The sequence below is a fragment of the Desulfopila sp. IMCC35008 genome (assembly GCF_010646885.2).
GTDB lineage: Bacteria > Desulfobacterota > Desulfobulbia > Desulfobulbales > Desulfocapsaceae > Desulfopila.
In genome coordinates this window covers 5,520,491-5,537,420 of sequence record NZ_CP050700.1, presented here as the reverse complement: position 1 = coordinate 5,537,420, position 16,930 = coordinate 5,520,491, and the positions used below count along the sequence as shown (strand labels likewise).

Sequence of the window (16,930 nt, the reverse complement as noted above, 5' to 3'; positions counted from 1 at the left end):
ATTGCCTTGGTTTGGACAGAAGCTATTTTTATAATTCGCTTGTTCCTGATTCAGAATTTTTTATCAGTAACACCCTGGACCTCCCGATATCTCTCTGGGCGCATGATGAGAATCATACTGTTGTTTATGGCAATAAGCTCTTCATGGAAAAATTCGGAAATCGTTGTAGCCAAAAGTGTCATGATTGCCTGATGTCTGAGGGGCAGCAGTGCGACTGCTGCCAGACCCGGAACATAACCGACCATCAGACATTGAAAAAATGTCATCTGTGCAAGAGAAACGGAAACGGATATGACATAAATGTTTGTCATACGTCGATGAAAAACAGATATGGGAAGAGAATATTTCTCAAGGCAGGCTTTCATGTTGATGATGCAAAGGCCGTCTTTGACGGCTTCTATGCCAGGCCCAACCGGAAGACATCTAAGCAACTCATTCTCACTATATGTTCAGGGTGCAACAAAATAAAAGTTCCGGAGAATGAATGGATCCATATTGATGAACATATTTTAAGTCTATTTGACGGTAGGCTCAGTCATGGGATATGCCCCGAGTGTATCGATATGCTTTACCCGGACCTGAAAATCTCTTTGAAGGCGCCAAGTCAACAAACAGAAGCTTGAGTATCTAGCTGGCAGAAATATATGATGAAAGAAAAATATCATCTCTTCTATTCAAAATATAGGGATAAGCTTTTCAGTTATTTACTTTATAAAAGCGGAGATCCGCAGCTTGCAGAAGACATCATGCAGGATAGTTTTACCCGCCACTTACAATATTATGGTCCCCAGAATATCACCTCACCATCCCTGCTTTTTAAAATTGCCAGGAATGCTCTTGTGGATCAGCAAAGATACCAAAACAAGTTCAACACGACAGGTTTTGTGGAGCCTGAAACAGTGACGAGTGGAGAAACTTCACTCATTACCAAACAGGAGTCGTCAAAGATTTTTGAAGCATTGGAACAACTCCCTGAGCAGGAAAGGAAAATACTCGCAATGGCTGTAAAGGGTGTTCCTTATAAGGAAATAGCAGTTCAAGTGGATTCAAGTGTGGCAAATATTAAGGTCAGAATTCACAGAACGCGGAAAAGATTACAGCAAATGCTTATGGAAGAGGAGAAATGATGGAACACTACATAAGTCAATATATAGATAATGAATTGTCACTGGATGAAAAAATTTACTTTCTTGAGCGTTTCCATAAAGACCCGTCTTTCAGGAATGAAACCTTTTCTCTTCTTAGCCTGGAAAAAATAATACGAGTCGAATTACAGTCTGCGGAACAGGAAACTTTATCGTATCCTGTGAAAAAGAGAACCTGGACCCGTTCTTTAGGTTATGCCCTGGCAGCATCCATCGTTATCTCATTTTCATTTTTATTTGGCAATCAATTGATTACGCAGCACGAGACTGCCGTGCATACCGCCCCTGGTGCAGTCACGAATTACCGATTCATAATTCATCAGGAGGAAACTGCACAAGTTGAAATAGTCGGAAGTTTTACAAATTGGACAAGGGTTCCACTTGCCTCTGATGGTTCCAATGGATACTGGGAAATTACTCTTCCGGTGGAACAAGGGGAGCACCGTTATTCGTTTATCATAAACGGTACTTCATTAATACCTGACCCAACTATTGCGGCACAGGAACCCGATGATTTTGGGACAATCAACTCCATTATTGACGTTTAGCCATGTGTATCATAAACCGGTTGTTGCGGGGCGTTTGTTCATCGGATGATATTACTTTTTTCTGCCGAAAGTGTAACCCTTCACCCACTTCTTCGTTAGATAAGCAACTGATAACCAGTCATCACAGGAGAAAGCTATCATGAAAAAACAGACTCTCATTGTCATATCGATTCTGTTGACCACGCCGGTTCTATCATTTGCTGCAAACGCCTCCCAGAGTAAATTGCAGTTTGTTTCCCAAGAACAGGTGATGGAAATGTACCAGGCGCGGCTTGATCCGGAAGGTACTCCGCAACTGCTGAAGGCAATGCAGCAGAACCAGTTTCGCAAGCAGAATATGGTTCTGATCCAGACAATGTTGAGGGATGCATACAGGAAAAATCTTCCAACCGAGCCGCTGATGAATAAGGTCCAGGAAGGCATTGCCAAGAACATTGGAGATGAAGCTATTGTCCAGGCTGTTGAAAGAATACGAAATAGATATGAATATGCATACTCTCAGGCGGAAACATTTGATTGGGATGCGCAACAAGTAGATCGTTTTGGCGGACTTCTGGCTCGAACATACACCGCCGGTCTCAGTGAAAAGCAATGCGAGCAGATTATGGCTGAGCTGAGAAACAGGATACGGACGAGGTCCATGAGTCAGGATCAATCTCTGCAGCTGGCTGTTGCAACAATGACAACTGCTCGTGTTATGGCCCACAGGAGAGTGAGATCCACTACAATTGCAGACCTGTTAACAAATGCATTGCGAAATTCATATCAGGTACGCGATATGAATGCTTTGCAGGCATCATTTACCAACCAGGTGAGGCACGGTTCTGCTGAAATCATTGCACAACAATTTTATAATGACATAACGACTGGGGTAGAAGTACAGCAACTTGGCCGTCGTTCGAGTAAAGTTGAGGGTCTTGACAACTCTGGAAATGGTGGTATTTCAAGTGGAAGAGGAAGTGCTGGTCGTTCATCGGATTCTGTTGGGTCCAGTGACGGCAAGAATGGTGGCCGCTCTGGTGGTTCCGGAGGAAGCAGCAATTCGGGCAGTTCCTCAGGCAACTCAGGTACTTCAAATGGTGGATCGGGTAACTCCGGCAGTTCAGACAGTGGGTCAGGGAATTCCGGTAGTGGAGGAAACGGCCCTGGTGGCACTAGTAGTGCTGGTGGCACTAGTAGTGCTGGTGGCACTGGTAGTGCTGGTGGCACTGGTAGTGCTGGTGGCACTGGTAGTGCTGGTGGCACTGGTAGTGCTGGGGGTACTGGTAGTGCTGGGGGTACTGGTAGTGCTGGGGGTACTGGTAGTGCTGGGGGTACTAGTGGCACTGGTAAAGGGTCTGGCAGGTAAGGACCATTGGTCCATATCAGTGATTGCCAATACATGGCCAGGTAAAACAGGGTAGTCGATTCTTCAACCGAGCAGCTCTCTTGATTGATGGAAGGCGGGAGTGGTTGGTAACAGTAGTGGTTCCAACTTGATCTGACAGGTATCAGCTTGGGCCAGGTGCCTGTCAGGTCAAAATTTGTTCAGACCTTAATCCTCCCACAAATGGTTTCTCCCTCTTGAAGAGTTGCAATCGGCGCTTTTCCACAACAGATGTTACCTTGATGGGTTCTCTCTCACCCATGACCATTGCTTTGTGGGTGCTTCATAAATCTTATCCGTAATAATTTCCAGAAGTGATAGCTGATACTCTCCAAAGAAATTCAGCCTCTTCCACTGGGGAAGAGGCTGGTTCTGAGCGTAATGGAAGTGGCGGGTGGCTTGAAAAGATGGAAGTTTTCAAGTTGTGACGAGTAAGAAACAGATGGGGGCCTCAACCAGAAACAGCTTTCGAGAGATGGAAGCCAAGGAACTACTCTTCGAGCGAAATTATTGTTAGAACATCATTGCCGTTCTCGGCAGGTTCAATTGTCACCGTAACAACTCCAACCAGCTGATCAACATAGGTGAATAATCCATCATCGACAAGATTGATCAATGTTGTCATATCATCTGTAACTATTACCAGGTCAGCACTTGAGCTTGCGTTGTCACCTCCCATATCATCAAAGATCAGTTCTGCATGTGGAGTTTCGGAGATCATTTCATCGACAAGGAGAAATATATCCTCATTAATTTCTTCAAGTGGATGATGGGCTAACGCAATACTTGTTGACATCAACAGGCTGCAGGCAAGTAGTCCGATACATTTTTTCATGGGGTTCCTCCTGGGTGGATAGATTTGAAAACCTGATGTGACTTAAAACTACATGTATATAAACGTATCAGGCCCAACAAGGTTACGTCCCTCCTGGGAGGCAGTCAGAGAAGGCCCTTTCTCCCCAGCTCTTCGTTATTTCATAAAAATAATGCTCGGAATAGTATACCTATGCCTGCGCTTATTTTTATAAAATGCCTCAATCTGAGAAAAAAAGTCTATTCTCGGACAACCTCCAAGGAACGTGTCGGAGAAAACCCTTTTGCTGATATCTTCGTTATGCTCAAACTTTATTTTCGGAGGTGAGCATAGACTCCGATATCAAATAGAAGCCTATGGCTTGGGTCCAACGAAAAGACCGATTTTTTCATATTATCTGTATCAGGACGACAAATATGGTGAGTAGTATCAGGGAACCCCAGTCAATCATGGAGGCTCTCAGGGTCGGGCCGGTCCTCTCCTCATTATAGCATCTTGAGGCCATCGCGATGGCTAGTTGGTCACCATTTTGGAATATGCGGTGCAGAACCGGTATGGAAAGTTTTACTAACCTGTAGACAGGGTTTCTTCTCAACTCAACGCATCGCGATTTTTGTGCATCGTGGGTCTCCTGCACCTGAAGCATAATAATCGGTATAAACCGAATCAGAAGACTGAGCATGACGGATACCCGTTTTTCCGGGATAAACGGTACCCTGACGAAATAGAACTCGACTGCCGCCTTTATCTCAGCAGAGGTCGAGCTGGCAATAAATCCCAGGCTTATCAAAACCACGAGTGTCAAACGCCAGCAGACCTGTGCACCAAGCAAAAGACCTTGCTTGCTCGGCCCGACGCTATGGAAGGCAAAAAGCTGTTCCCCGCCGGTTGTCAGGCTTCGGGCAATAAAGATAAAGAGTAGAAAGAATGGGAAAACCTTCAGCTCTCTGGGAACCGAAGTAATATTCACCTGTGCCGCCAGAAGTGTCGACACAATAATCAGCGTTGCCAGCGTCAACCCAGGGAACCCCGTATTCAGGGTACCCAGGCTGAGCATCACCATAAAGAGTAATTTGAATCGAGGATCAAGGCGATGGAGCAGTGAGGTGCCCGGCCTATAAGAAAAGACCGTCACCCGAGCCATGACTGGAGCTGGTAGCCCATTCTCGAGGCGCAGGGTTGCCGTACGCCGAGAGTTTCAAGTTCCTTGAAGAGATGGTGCGGTATGTCATCGCGGACCACGCGCCCCTCCTGCATTATCACCAGGCGATCAGCATGGTAAATGACTTTTTCCAGATCGTGGGTGATAAGCAGTATGGTATGTCCCTGCTCGTGAAGGGAGACGATGTGGCGAAGCACTGTGAGAACACCGGGATAATCAAGGTTTGAAAAAGGTTCATCAAATACCAGTATTGCCGGTTCCATCGCCAGGATTCCGGCAATGGTAAGCCGACGTTTCTGTCCGCCCGATAATAAGTGGGGACGATCGTCAGCACGATGGGCTAACCCGACTGATTTCATGGCGGCCGTGACCCGCTTATGTACCTCATCTCGATCAAGCCCCAGGTTCTCTGGGCCAAAGGCTATCTCTTCAAACACCGTCTCACCGACAATCTGGCTGTCGGTGTCCTGGAATACCATGCCGACCTTTTGCCGGGCCGCAAGCAGATCGTCTTCCACCGGGACGCCCTCAATGCGTACTTCTCCTTCCCGGGGCAGGAGAAGGCCATTGAGGTGACGAAGAAGGGTGGTTTTGCCAGAGCCGTTGCTGCCGGCTATGACCACAAAACTTCCACTCGTTACAGTCAGGTTAATGTTGTTCAGGCCCTTTGTCCCGTCGCTGAAGATATGGGTCAGGTTGTCAATCTCTATGATGGTTGCCATTGCAGCATTTATTTCAGTCGATTTTTAGAGATCACGGGGTGCAGAGCCTTGGAAATGAAGAGGGCTGCAACAATTTTCACAGCATCTCCAATGAGAAAAGGAAGCATGCCGACGGCCATTGTTTTAGCTAACGTCATGCCTGTAGCTATCTTAAGCCAACTGACGCCAAAAAGGTAAACAAGAGCCGCACCGGCAATAAGGGCTGCAGCTCGAAACACCAGTGAGCCGGTTTTATCAGCAACAAAACCGATAACAAAGGCTGCGGGAATATAACCTATCAAATAACCACCGGTGGGCCCAAAGAAGTGTCCCAAACCTGCACCACCTCCAGAGAATACCGGAAGCCCGCAGATCCCCGCCAGAAGGTAAAGTCCGATACTTGCAAGCCCCCATTTGCGGCCAAGCAGTAATGCTGCCAGCATGACAAATAGATTCTGCAGCACGATAGGTACCGGCCCCACGGGTACGGCAATAAATGCTCCCACCGCGATAAGGGCGGCCATCAGTGAACTGTACACTGTCATTTGGAGTTGGGAGGAAATGTTCAGATCATTTGTTTTTTCTGCAGAGGCACTCATATGCTGCTCCTTCAAATTTGATATTTTTGCAGATGCTAGAGGTGAAAACAGTCGCCATAAATAACCTTCTCAACGGTGCCATCCTGGAGCTCCAGAAGAAGTGCCCCGCTTTCGTCAATATCAACAGCTTTGCCCTCAGTCGTGCCCTTTGTTGTCACGATTTTCACCTGCCGTCCAATGGTCATGGTATATTGTTTCCATTGCTGTACAGCGCTCTCAAGATTGTCATTCGCAAGCTTTGCTGCCAACCTGTCAAGAAAGTTAATAAGCAGGCTGCGCCGGTGAATGGGGTGGCCCAACTCCCTGGCGATGGAGGTGGCAGTCGGCTCATCTTGGGCCGGGTCATTATTCACATTGAGGCCGATACCGATATTTACAAAAGTCACCATCTCCTCTTCGGCTTCCATCTCCGATAGCATTCCTGAAAGCTTGCGGTCATTGAGTAATATATCGTTTGGCCATTTCACCATCGCTTTGAGTCCGGTCTCTTCCCTGATGGTTTCTGCCAGAACAGAGGAGGTAATAAAATTTACCAGAAAACCAGAGACCGCCGGAATCGGTGGTCTCAGTATCAAGGTAAAATAGAGGCCTCCCTGTTTCGAAAACCACTTTCGCTGCATTCTGCCCCGTCCTTTTTTCTGGGACTGGGCGATAACAACAGATTGGTCGGGGCTGCCTTTTCGTGCCAGCTTCCTGGCCGCATCCATGGTTGAAGGGAGGCTGTCGTAATAGTGAACAAGTGCTTCTCTCCCAGGGAATTCCCAGGAGTACAAAAAGTCGTTATCATCAGACAGGCTATATCCTTTCGAACTTGTGCTGATTTCGTAGCCCAGTTCCTGGAGTGTCTTTATATGTTTCCAAATGGTCACACGACTTACACCTAATTGGCTGCTGAGCTCTTCACCTGATATGATGTTTCCAGTCTGCTTGAGGATTTGTAGTATTTTGGTTTTCATCAGTTGTACGCTTTGGCAGTTTTTAAGCCGTGATTTGTTTGTTAACTGGGTGTTGGACAAGGGTTAACGAAAATCGGGTAATTGTCAATTCATTCTTTCAAAAAAGTGAGAATGGAAAAGCTCTCCTGGAGAAAGAGAAGGTTGTACGATCCAGTCCATTGAGAGAAAAATGTCGGTTATTCCTGGCCGTGCATGGCCAATACCTGTGTGAGGATAGCCGCCACATAGAAACCTGGAAAGCTTCCGGTGTGGCCTGTTTGGAGGGAGTTTACCAACCGGCTGGTAACAGTGGGATACCGTCGTTAATTTCTTGCGATTTTTTACGATCCTCTGCTATTTTCTTTTTCAGGTCTTCCAGATTTTTCATTTTTCTTTCCTTAAAGACAGCTTGAATGGATCGGTCTGATCCCGTATCCTTTATCAGGGTAAGATTTCCCTTGGCATCGGTGATGTAGACGGCCAGAAGGTCTTTTCTGTCTGCACCTCTTTTGATCTCATCAACATAGTTGTCAAGGACCCCCCCTTTTTGTTTCTCTACCGCTTCATCCGGATCCTCGATATAGACAAGCACCATGTGACTCTCCCCTGTTCTTTTTATCTTAACATAGGCGAGCCGTAAATATTTTCCTGAAATTCCAAAATGATTGAGGGTAATCCACTTGGCGATAGCTATATCCTCACAGTCTCCCCCGAAGGTGGCAAGCGTCTCGATCGGGGAGGCCCAGTAATCGGCCTGTTTCCAGTGTTGGGAATCTGCTATCCAGGGGAGGTTATTAAGGGTTCTGTTGACCAGTTCCAGTTTTTCCATGACAGGCAGTTCCTGGTTTTCAAGAGCAAGATTGTGGAGGTAGCGAAGCCTTTTTGCCGCCTGTTGACCGTATTCCTTTTCAGCATGGATAAATACCTTTTCAGACCAGGGTCGGTATTCCGCATAAAGGGTAGCAGTGATGAAAAACGAGAAGAGCAGTGACAGAAACAGAAAGGGCAGCAGTCGCATGGCGGTACCTCCTTAATTGTCGTTGTCGGGAAATGAAACGATTGTACAGGATATAGTAGATCGGCGACACAATCCTGTCAAATGTGTGTATCGTTCAGGGAAGTTTTGAAAATTGGTTTGCACTCAGGTTGCCGAGTCGATAGGATGGAGTGGTGATAACAAACCGTACACACTAAACAGTTCATCGTCCCTTTAAGAAAAAGGGCAGAGCTACCCATCATGATAAAAAAGAATCTCATCTCCGGAGCCGTTTTCGTATCAACACTTCTCCTTGTTTCGGCCGGTGCGGATGCGCGCCCTCGGGCGACCGTCAAGCAGCAGTCTATCCGTGCTGAAAATGGATTGGTGGCAGTTTGTCGGTTTTGTTGAAGGCGGTCGGGTTGCCAATGATTACGGGGATCTTTTCAGTGACTGGAAGGTCGATGGCGGTCTTGGACTACGGGCGTATATGGCTGGCGGGGTCGTGAGACTTGATGTGGCGGCCTCGGATGAGGAAGCTTCTATGTGGGTTATGTTCGGTCATCCTTTCTAGACCGTATTTCTCATGAGTATTGTGTCAATTCAAGATTTCATGAGATCTTGCAGTTTGTTAAAGCAATATTCGTATATGATTGAATTTACCAAATGTTCATTATAAATCCGGGCTAAATCAGGCCTGCTCCTGATACAGTATCATTAGGACTTATGGCCATTTGGGTCGTGTTGGGGAGGAGTTGTTTACCCATCATCCAGCAGATCCCGAACCTTCCTTGTAAGGATATCCGTCTTGAAGGGTTTCCGTATAAAATCGGTACCCTTCTGGCTGATATCATAGCGGCTGAGGGTGTCATCGGAATAACCGGACATAAACAGGACCTTCATCTTCGGATGCTGTTTCAGCAGTTTTTCGGCAAGTTCTTTACCGTTGATATTGGGCATGATTATATCGGTTAACAACAGGTCTACCGACAGGTTGTTCTGAGAGATGATCCGAAGCGCATCTTCGCCGTCGGCTCCGCAGAAAACCTTGTATCCTTTGGCTAACAAAATTGTCTGTGTTAGAGCCCGTACATTCTGTTCATCTTCGGCGATGAAAATCGTTTCGTTCCCGCCGTCGACATCCGTCGTTTTGCTTTCAGTAAGAATATCATCGGTTACATTCATCTTTCCTGGCAGGTAAATCTCGAAGGTTGTACCTGGTGTTTCGTCCGCTCTGAGTTCAATGGTACCACCGTTCTGCTGGATGATGCCTAAAACAGTTGAGAGGCCCAGGCCGGTTCCCTTATTCTTTTCCTTGGTGGAAAAGAATGGTTCAAAGACCCTGTCACGAATTTCCTTTTGAATACCGGTTCCCGAATCATAAACCGTAAGTCTAATGTAGTCACCGGCGGGAAGGTTAAAAGGAGTTTGATTGTTTGTGGCTTGTTCTTCCAGGCGTATATTTTCCGTCGCCAATCGAAAAGTTCCTCCCTGAGGCATGGCGTCTCGGGAGTTGACAGCCATATTCATCACCACTTGTTCAACCTGGGTTGGGTCTATCTCCACGTGATGGATATCCGGGTCGAGATCAAGCTCAACGTCTATATGCTCTCCCAGGATAGGACGGAGCAGGTTTACAATGTCGGACAACAGACTATTAAAGTCAACAATCCGGGGTTGAATCACCTGTTTTTTACTAAAAGCCATGAGTTGATTGGTCAGGACCGCAGCGCTCTTACCAGCCTGAAGTATTTTTTTTGCGAATTCCTCACGCTGACTGGATTCCGTGTTGGGCAGAAGAGTTAACAGTTCGGCATATCCATTTATCACACTGAGATGATTGTTGAAATCGTGGGCTATCCCGGCAACAAGGGTGCCTACTGTTTCTATGCGCTGTGCGTGCTGAAGTTGCGCCTCCAGCCTCTGCCGTTGGTTCTCCTCCTCTCTGCGTTGGGAGATATCGTGACCCACACCGATAATGCCGATCACCTCACCGTTGATATTGTTTAAGGGTATTTTACTGGTAAGAAACCACCTGAGTGTGCCGTCGCCTATCCGTACCGTCTCTTCCAGATCGTAAAGAGGTTTGTTGTTCTTTAATATCTGTTGTTCATCGTTGTGGTATTTTTTCGCATACTCCCGGTGGTAATAATCAAAATCGGTCTTTCCGATAAGGTCCCGGTGGTGATTGGCCCCCATGATCTTTGCAACACGGCTGTTGGCAACGAGGAATCTGCCGGATTTATCTTTCACATATATGGCGTCGGGAAGGTTGTCGATCAATGTTCGCAGCAGGTTCCTTTCCTCAGCCAGATCGATTTCAGCCTGTTTTCTGTCGGTGATGTCCCAGAAGATACCCACGGTTCCGATAACCTTGTCCTGCTCTTCGGCATCGAATAAAGGGGCTTTGACTACCTGAACATATCCTCTTTTTCCCCCGATTGACTGCCATGCTTCTTCGATGGTAACCGGTTGCCGGGATTCCATAATCTTGCGGTCATCCTGGCGGTACTTTTCAGCCATCTCGCCGGGGTGGATTTCAAAATCGTTTTTGCCGATTATTTCAGAATGCTCCAGATTCACACTGCCGCAATATTGCCTGTTTGCGAAGATGAAACGGCCTTCTGTATCCTTGGCGTACACATTTAACGGCAAGGAGTGGATCAGTGATGTGAGCAGGGGAGTGTCGGGTGTATAGTCTTCAGAATCAAGTGTATGGGCAAGCTGCTTGAATATCTGTGCGGAAGGTTTATCAGGATTGTCGGGGCACATCGTGAGAGTTATCTATTCGGCTCAGTTAAGTCTATCTATACAACAGGTCCTACGCATCGGTTCCTGCCTTTATCCTTGGCACGATACAGTGCTTCATCAGCCCGCTGCAGTGTGGCTTCACCGTCTTCATCCTCTATATAACCACTGATCCCAAAACTTGCTGTAATTTTCCTGTCTACGGTAAAGGTGTGCTGCTCAATGAGCTGTCGTAGTTTGTCGGCCATGTTGAGAGCATGATCAGGCGTTATACCGGGAGTAAGGATAATGAATTCCTCGCCGCCCCAGCGGGCAAAGGTATCTGTTCGTCGAATGTTGGACTCAATTAATTTGGCAAAGTCCTTGAGGACAGCATCACCAGCCAGATGACCATATTGATCGTTAACGTATTTGAAGTGATCGATATCAAATATCATGATGCAAAATTTACTTTGGTACCGGTTTGCGATATCAATCTCCTCTGCCAGTTTTTCGTTAAAATAACTTCGGTTGTATATATTGGTGAGCGTATCTGTTCGATTCTGCTTTTCAAGAGTCGTATTAAGATCCTTAAGTTTGCGGAGGTTTTCCTGCTGCTCGCGCCTGTATCGGTTAAATATGGCCTGCAGTTGGGTCGAGAAGTGATAGGCGACAATAAGGGCAATGGTGACCGCCCCAAGGAAGAAGATGATGAGAATGATTATATCGTTTTTTACCTTTGCCTGTAACTTTGCCTTCTGGTCGGCAATTGTTGTTTCGAGTCGGTCAAAATAGATACCGCGGGCAACGATCCAGTCCCATTTTGGATAATGTTTAAAATAGGAGAGTTTCCGGCCATACCCGCCGGTCGGCTTTTTATAGGAATAGACAACATAGGCCTCCCCCTTTTTCCGGATGCCTTTCATGAATTCCTTCCGAAACTGTTTCCCGTCATGATCCCGATAGTCGTCCGAGATTTTTTTGCCAATAAGATCAGGACGGTTGTTATTGACCAGGATGGTGGCAAAGTCTTTTCCACCTTGAATATTGTGTAGTTTATAGACAAAAAAATAATCAGGATTCTCGGTGGTAAGGTTATCCTTCAGCTCTTCTGTGATTGTCTGTTTGGAAAGTTGCTGCAGCTCATCGAGGTATTCCCCGCTGCCAATTATCCAGTTAAGTTCTCTGACGTGGGTGACGTAGGAAATTTTGGGGTAGAGAATATCCGATTCGTAATTTGGTTTGTACCATCTGTAACCATACAAACCGTTGCCTTTTTCTATGGCAATAGTAATGAGATTCTCGACCACTTTTTCACTATTGAGCATTGCAAACTTCAGGTTAGAACCTTCGAGGTCAGGATTGGCGGGGTAAAGAATGGCTTTACCTGTTGGTTCAAGGATAAAGCAGTACCCGTGTTTCTCGTTAACACGTATGGGCCGGAGTGCCTCCCGGATGATGGTTTCAATTTCCTTATCGCTCTTTTTTCCTTTCAGGGTTTTGTGCAGGTTTATGGCAATACGGCTTGCCTCCTCAACCTTCATTTTGAGATTCTCTTCAAGATATGTTTCGAGGTTGATGTTGCGCTCGGTGATATGTTTGATAAGACCGTTGACATCAACTTTCAGCTGGGCCTTCTGTTCTGCTATGAACTCTTTTTCGAGGACCTCCTGTTCCTGCTGCAGGTTTTTGATCTTTCGAACAATAAAGAGTGCACCGGTCGAAAATGTCAGCAATGTGACAATAATGATGGCATAGAGGAAACTTATCCGCGCAATATTATGTTCACTGACCAGGGCCATAGTGTAAAAGGGTGATGTGATTGATGGGAGAAAGAATATGTACTGCTAGAATATCACTAACAATCGTTTCCTACAAGTAGGGGCTGAGGAGGTTAGAAATTTAGTTCCGATACGTTTGTTTTGCATTCTTTAGCCGCTCGGAAACGTGAATATTTTTCCATGCGCTTGCGACCTGGGTGTAAAGATCGGACCCCTGTCAGTTAGTTTCCATCCTAAAACTGCCCTGTTGGTCAATATCTTCGTGTCAACGCATGTCTTCCCCGGGCATGAGTCGCTTGACCACTCGCTCCTGCCCTATCGCCGCTCTGTTCATTTCCTTTTGCAGCAGCTGACTTGTCTGTAATGTGTCTGAGTCGGTTGGGATTTGATGCATGGCATATATGCCTGGAGAGAACCACTGATTCCTGAAAAAAGCAGAAGGGTGGGCGCTGTGGATGAGATGATGGTCGACCGGAATAAATATACTTCCGGTCGACCTGTAGGCAATGGGAACGAGATTGCATGTATAATTGCAGTCACCTCGTGTCCTGACGCTCTCCTGGATTGAGTTTTCTGGTTTGCTGATTTTGTTACTTATTCGGTTCACGTAGCGATGCTGCAATTCTTAATTCGCGTTTTGCACCAAGCCAGAATCCAGGTAGTCTATTACAACATCTGGAACATTACATGATGCTTAGTGGGTTCCACCTGGTTTCTGCAGTGTTTCCATAACCTGATCCAGGCTGAAACTGGCTGCTTTCTGACGTGGGGGATAATCCTGAAATGTTTTCAGAAATTGACCAACATATGTCTGAGCAGGAACTAACAGGTATGCCCTGTCGAGAAGCCAGTCAAAATAGGTGTTGGATGTGATCTGAGATCTTTCATAAGGATCACGGCGCAGATTAAAAATAAGAGGAATACGTAATGGTACAAATGGTTCAATCCATGCCTGGAGTGTGGCTTCAGCCCGTTGTTCCATAAAGATCAGTTTCCAGTCCTCATACCTGAGAGCGGTAAGGTCGCCGTCGTCAGAAAAGTAGAAAATTTCCTTTCGTGGTCCACTCTCCACTTCACCTGTCAGGGTAGGGAGAAAATTGTAACCATCAAGGTGTACTTTGAAGTTCTTTCCTGCCGCCTGGTGTCCCTGAAGTAACTTATCCTTTATTTTTGGTTCACCGGCAGCCGCGAGGAATGTTGGCAACCAGTCCATGTGATGCATGATTTCGTTGGATATTGTGTCAGGTTTGATATGGCCGGGCCATTTGACCATGGCGGGCACACGCCAGCCGCCTTCCCAGTTGGTGTTCTTTTCACCTCGGAAGGGGGTGGAAGCTGCATCTGGCCAGGTGTTGTAATGAGGGCCGTTATCGGTGGAATAGAAGACGATAGTGTTGTCGGCGATACCGAGATCATCGATTTTTTTGAGGATCTCACCTACATGCATGTCGTGTTCAACCATGCCGTCGCTATACTCATCCTGGCCGGATATTCCGCGATGTTCCGCTTTAACATGGGTGCGGAAATGCATACGGGTACCGTTCCACCAGAGGAAAAAGGGCTTCTTGGCCGCAGATTGGCGATCCATGAAGTCGAGTGCAGCGGCGACAGTTTCGTCATCGACTGTTTCCATCCTTTTTTTTGTGAGTGGGCCGGTGTCTTCAATTTTCCCATCGGCGGAAGATTTAACAACGCCACGCGGACCGAATTTTTTCCTGAACTCGGGATTCTTCGGGTAGTCTTCGTTTTCAGGTTCTTCCTCTGCATTAAGATGGTACAGGTTACCGAGGAATTCATCGAAACCGTGGTTGGTAGGGAGGTGCTCGTCCCGGTCACCCAGGTGGTTCTTGCCAAATTGGCCGGTAGCGTAACCCAGTGGTTTGAGAAGTTCTGCAATTGTCGGGTCTTCGGCCATGAGACCTTCTTTGGCCCCTGGCAGCCCGACTTTACTGAGGCCTGTACGGAATACAGACTGGCCGGTGATAAATGATGATCGACCGGCAGTACAACTCTGCTCGCCGTAATAATCGGTAAACATCACGCCTTCCTTGGCAATACGATCAATATTGGGCGTCTTGTAGCCCATCATGCCGCGGGAATAGGCCGAGATGTTGGTCTGGCCGATATCATCGCCCCATATGACGACAATGTTCGGTTGCTGGGATGCGAACACAGAAGAGTGTGCAGCAAGGCTTATGCCGAGACAAAGAGCAGAACCTGCAACAATACTCTTAAGGGTCCATCTGGAAGTAATATCCATAATGTTCTCCTGAAGATGGTGGGTTGTACTGCGTTGAAATTGAGGTATGACTTGTCAGAGGGAGCAAATAAATAAGTTCGCCCGAAGGTTAGGCAAAGTTTATGTAATAGAATAGTGAAAGTAAAGGGGCGAAGAACAAAAAAATATATATATTTGAACAATACGGTAATGATACCTGTGATTTGATTACCATGAAAATCGCAAGATGAGAAAAAAGTGATGAGGGGGGCTCTATGTTCATAAGCGTTCTCGATCTGTTTAAAATCGGCATCGGTCCTTCCAGTTCGCATACCATGGGACCCATGGTTGCTGCCGCCATGTTCAGGGAATTGGTAGTTGCTTTGGTGGACGAGGAAGGATGTGATTCCATCCTGCAGATCCGCTGTACCCTGAAGGGTTCACTGTCTTATACAGGAGAAGGGCATGCAACAGATAAGGCGATTCTTCTGGGCCTGCACGGTTACTCACCTCTTGATCTGGTTAGCCGGGATATTCCCGGGTTGGTTGGCAGGCTGCTTATGGAAAAATCCATTAAAGGGTATGCATCTGTAAGGTTTGTTGCAGAGCATGATATTATCTTTGATCGCGGGCCTGCACTTCCGGAACACCCGAATGGCATGGTGTTTGATGCTGTTGATAATACTGGGCGCTCTGTATTGTCACGGACCTGGTTTTCTGTCGGTGGCGGTTTTTTGTCTACACCGGAAGAGATGGCATTGTCGACGATGACCGATCGTGTAGAGATGAACTCCTTCCCCTTTCCATTCGAATCCTCGAAAAGTATGTTGAAGATGGCCGAGGAGAGTACTGTTTCCATCGCCGGGATGAAACGGCAAAACGAGTTGAAGGCGCTTTCAGCCAAAGAACTTGATGAACGGCTGGATGAGTTGTGGTTTGCCATGAAAAGTTGCCTGGAGAATGGTCTTCAGACAAAAGGGGTTTTGGCGGGAGGGCTGGGGGTGGAACGTCGGGCCGGCAGGTTGTTGGCCCGGTTGGAATCCAGTACATGCCCGGACACGAATGAACTGTTATGTGCCTATGCGTTTGCGGTTTCCGAAGAGAACAGCAGTGGGCATATGGTTGTAACCGCTCCCACCAATGGTGCTGCAGGTGTGATACCGGCTGTACTCTATTATGCGGTAAAACATTTGGGGATTAACAGGGAACAGGTGCGGGAGTTCCTGTTGACGGCAGGGGCGGTCGGTGGCCTGATAAAACATCGCGGGTCCATCTCCGGGGCGGAAGTTGGTTGTCAGGGCGAGATCGGTTCAGCTTCGGCTATGGCAGCGGCCGGGTTGTGCGCCATACGCGGGGGTACACCCCGCCAGGTGGAACATGCTGCCGAGATGGCCCTGGAGCATCATCTGGGAATGACCTGTGATCCGGTCAGCGGCCTGGTGCAGGTGCCCTGTATCGAAAGAAACGGCTTTGGCGCGGTCAAGGCATTTACCGCCGCCAGTCTTGCCCTGCTTGAAGATGGGGAACATTTTATATCTCTTGACAGTTGTATTGCGGCCATGAAACAGACAGGCCTGGAGATGTCGGAAAAATACAAAGAAACATCGCTTGGTGGTCTTGCTGCGAATTATATAGAGTGTTGAATCAAAAAAACAGAAACGGACCGGAACTACCCTGCCGGAGTCATGTATCGGGAACATGCCGTTAAAGCTGGAATAAACATTGAGGTCGTACGGGACCTGACGATGGTTACTGGAGCAATGTCTGGTTGAAAAAGCTGTGGTGTGGGGTCTATTGGAGTGGTGGTCCCCATGTTCAGTGCTGACTTGTCAGCTACAAACGATAAGATTGGTCACCGTAAACTGGCAGCTTACTGGGAAATGGATGGCTTCCGGGCGCCTGAACGGTGGTGGTTCAAGTCGTGAGACATAATCAATAAATTGCGGTGTTACAGTCCA

The 16,930-nt window shown here is 47.2% G+C and carries 16 protein-coding genes; 5 read left to right on the top strand and 11 right to left on the bottom strand.

Going from position 1 to position 16,930, the window contains the following annotated elements; genetic code table 11:
- Positions 1 to 50: 50 nt before the first annotated feature.
- Positions 51 to 431 carry a hypothetical protein gene (locus GA520_RS23665; RefSeq protein ID WP_163335883.1) on the bottom strand — a complete coding sequence of 127 codons (381 nt, stop codon included), beginning with the start codon at positions 429 to 431 and terminating at the stop codon, positions 51 to 53.
- 213 nt (positions 432 to 644) lie between these two features.
- Here GA520_RS23665 and GA520_RS23660 point away from each other — a divergent pair, with 213 nt between their 5' ends.
- The 3 genes from GA520_RS23660 to GA520_RS23650 all read left to right on the top strand — a co-directional run bounded on the left by GA520_RS23660 (position 645) and on the right by GA520_RS23650 (position 3,041).
- Positions 645 to 1,127 (top strand): RNA polymerase sigma factor, encoded by a 483-nt coding sequence (locus GA520_RS23660; RefSeq protein WP_163335882.1) that lies wholly within the window; start codon positions 645 to 647, stop codon positions 1,125 to 1,127.
- A complete protein-coding gene (locus tag GA520_RS23655) occupies positions 1,124 to 1,693 on the top strand; it encodes a glycogen-binding domain-containing protein (RefSeq protein ID WP_163335881.1) in 570 nt (189 codons plus the stop codon). The genes GA520_RS23660 and GA520_RS23655 overlap by 4 nt, the downstream gene beginning before the upstream one ends.
- Before the next feature lie 139 nt (positions 1,694 to 1,832).
- Positions 1,833 to 3,041, top strand: a complete 1,209-nt coding sequence (locus GA520_RS23650) for a hypothetical protein (RefSeq protein ID WP_163335880.1) — start codon at positions 1,833 to 1,835, stop codon at positions 3,039 to 3,041.
- A 508-nt stretch (positions 3,042 to 3,549) separates the two neighbouring features.
- On the opposite strand, the gene GA520_RS23645 is transcribed toward GA520_RS23650, so the two are convergent.
- The 6 genes from GA520_RS23645 to GA520_RS23620 all read right to left on the bottom strand — a co-directional run bounded on the left by GA520_RS23645 (position 3,550) and on the right by GA520_RS23620 (position 8,288).
- A complete protein-coding gene (locus GA520_RS23645; RefSeq protein ID WP_163335879.1) occupies positions 3,550 to 3,894 on the bottom strand; it encodes a hypothetical protein in 345 nt (114 codons plus the stop codon).
- A 367-nt stretch (positions 3,895 to 4,261) separates the two neighbouring features.
- A complete protein-coding gene (locus GA520_RS23640) occupies positions 4,262 to 5,017 on the bottom strand; it encodes an energy-coupling factor transporter transmembrane protein EcfT (RefSeq protein WP_163335878.1) in 756 nt (251 codons plus the stop codon).
- On the bottom strand, positions 5,005 to 5,757 hold the full coding sequence (locus GA520_RS23635) for an energy-coupling factor ABC transporter ATP-binding protein (protein ID WP_163335877.1): 753 nt from the start codon (positions 5,755 to 5,757) through the stop codon (positions 5,005 to 5,007). The genes GA520_RS23640 and GA520_RS23635 overlap by 13 nt, the downstream gene beginning before the upstream one ends.
- An 8-nt stretch (positions 5,758 to 5,765) precedes the next feature.
- Complete coding sequence (locus GA520_RS23630) at positions 5,766 to 6,335, bottom strand: biotin transporter BioY (RefSeq protein ID WP_163335876.1); 570 nt, start codon at positions 6,333 to 6,335, stop codon at positions 5,766 to 5,768.
- A gap of 35 nt (positions 6,336 to 6,370) precedes the next feature.
- Positions 6,371 to 7,291, bottom strand: a complete 921-nt coding sequence (locus tag GA520_RS23625) for a biotin--[acetyl-CoA-carboxylase] ligase (RefSeq protein ID WP_163335875.1) — start codon at positions 7,289 to 7,291, stop codon at positions 6,371 to 6,373.
- 268 nt (positions 7,292 to 7,559) lie between these two features.
- Complete coding sequence (locus GA520_RS23620; protein ID WP_163335874.1) at positions 7,560 to 8,288, bottom strand: transglutaminase-like cysteine peptidase; 729 nt, start codon at positions 8,286 to 8,288, stop codon at positions 7,560 to 7,562.
- Positions 8,289 to 8,616: 328 nt separating this feature from the next.
- Between GA520_RS23620 and GA520_RS23615 the strand changes: the two genes are divergently transcribed.
- A complete protein-coding gene (locus tag GA520_RS23615; RefSeq protein WP_163335873.1) occupies positions 8,617 to 8,820 on the top strand; it encodes a hypothetical protein in 204 nt (67 codons plus the stop codon).
- Positions 8,821 to 9,005: 185 nt separating this feature from the next.
- Here GA520_RS23615 and GA520_RS23610 read toward each other — a convergent pair whose 3' ends face one another.
- The 4 genes from GA520_RS23610 to GA520_RS23595 form a co-directional block, all read right to left on the bottom strand.
- Positions 9,006 to 11,018: a PAS domain-containing sensor histidine kinase gene (locus GA520_RS23610; protein ID WP_163335872.1), complete on the bottom strand. Its 2,013-nt coding sequence runs from the start codon at positions 11,016 to 11,018 to the stop codon at positions 9,006 to 9,008.
- Positions 11,019 to 11,053: 35 nt separating this feature from the next.
- A complete protein-coding gene (locus GA520_RS23605) occupies positions 11,054 to 12,775 on the bottom strand; it encodes a cache domain-containing protein (RefSeq protein WP_163335871.1) in 1,722 nt (573 codons plus the stop codon).
- A 244-nt stretch (positions 12,776 to 13,019) separates the two neighbouring features.
- Positions 13,020 to 13,361 (bottom strand): hypothetical protein, encoded by a 342-nt coding sequence (locus tag GA520_RS23600; protein ID WP_163335870.1) that lies wholly within the window; start codon positions 13,359 to 13,361, stop codon positions 13,020 to 13,022.
- Positions 13,362 to 13,448: 87 nt separating this feature from the next.
- Positions 13,449 to 15,008, bottom strand: coding sequence for an arylsulfatase (locus GA520_RS23595; RefSeq protein ID WP_163336486.1), 1,560 nt, complete (start codon positions 15,006 to 15,008; stop codon positions 13,449 to 13,451).
- Positions 15,009 to 15,247: 239 nt separating this feature from the next.
- Between GA520_RS23595 and GA520_RS23590 the strand changes: the two genes are divergently transcribed.
- Complete coding sequence (locus GA520_RS23590; RefSeq protein ID WP_163335869.1) at positions 15,248 to 16,615, top strand: L-serine ammonia-lyase; 1,368 nt, start codon at positions 15,248 to 15,250, stop codon at positions 16,613 to 16,615.
- Positions 16,616 to 16,930 lie beyond the last annotated feature (315 nt).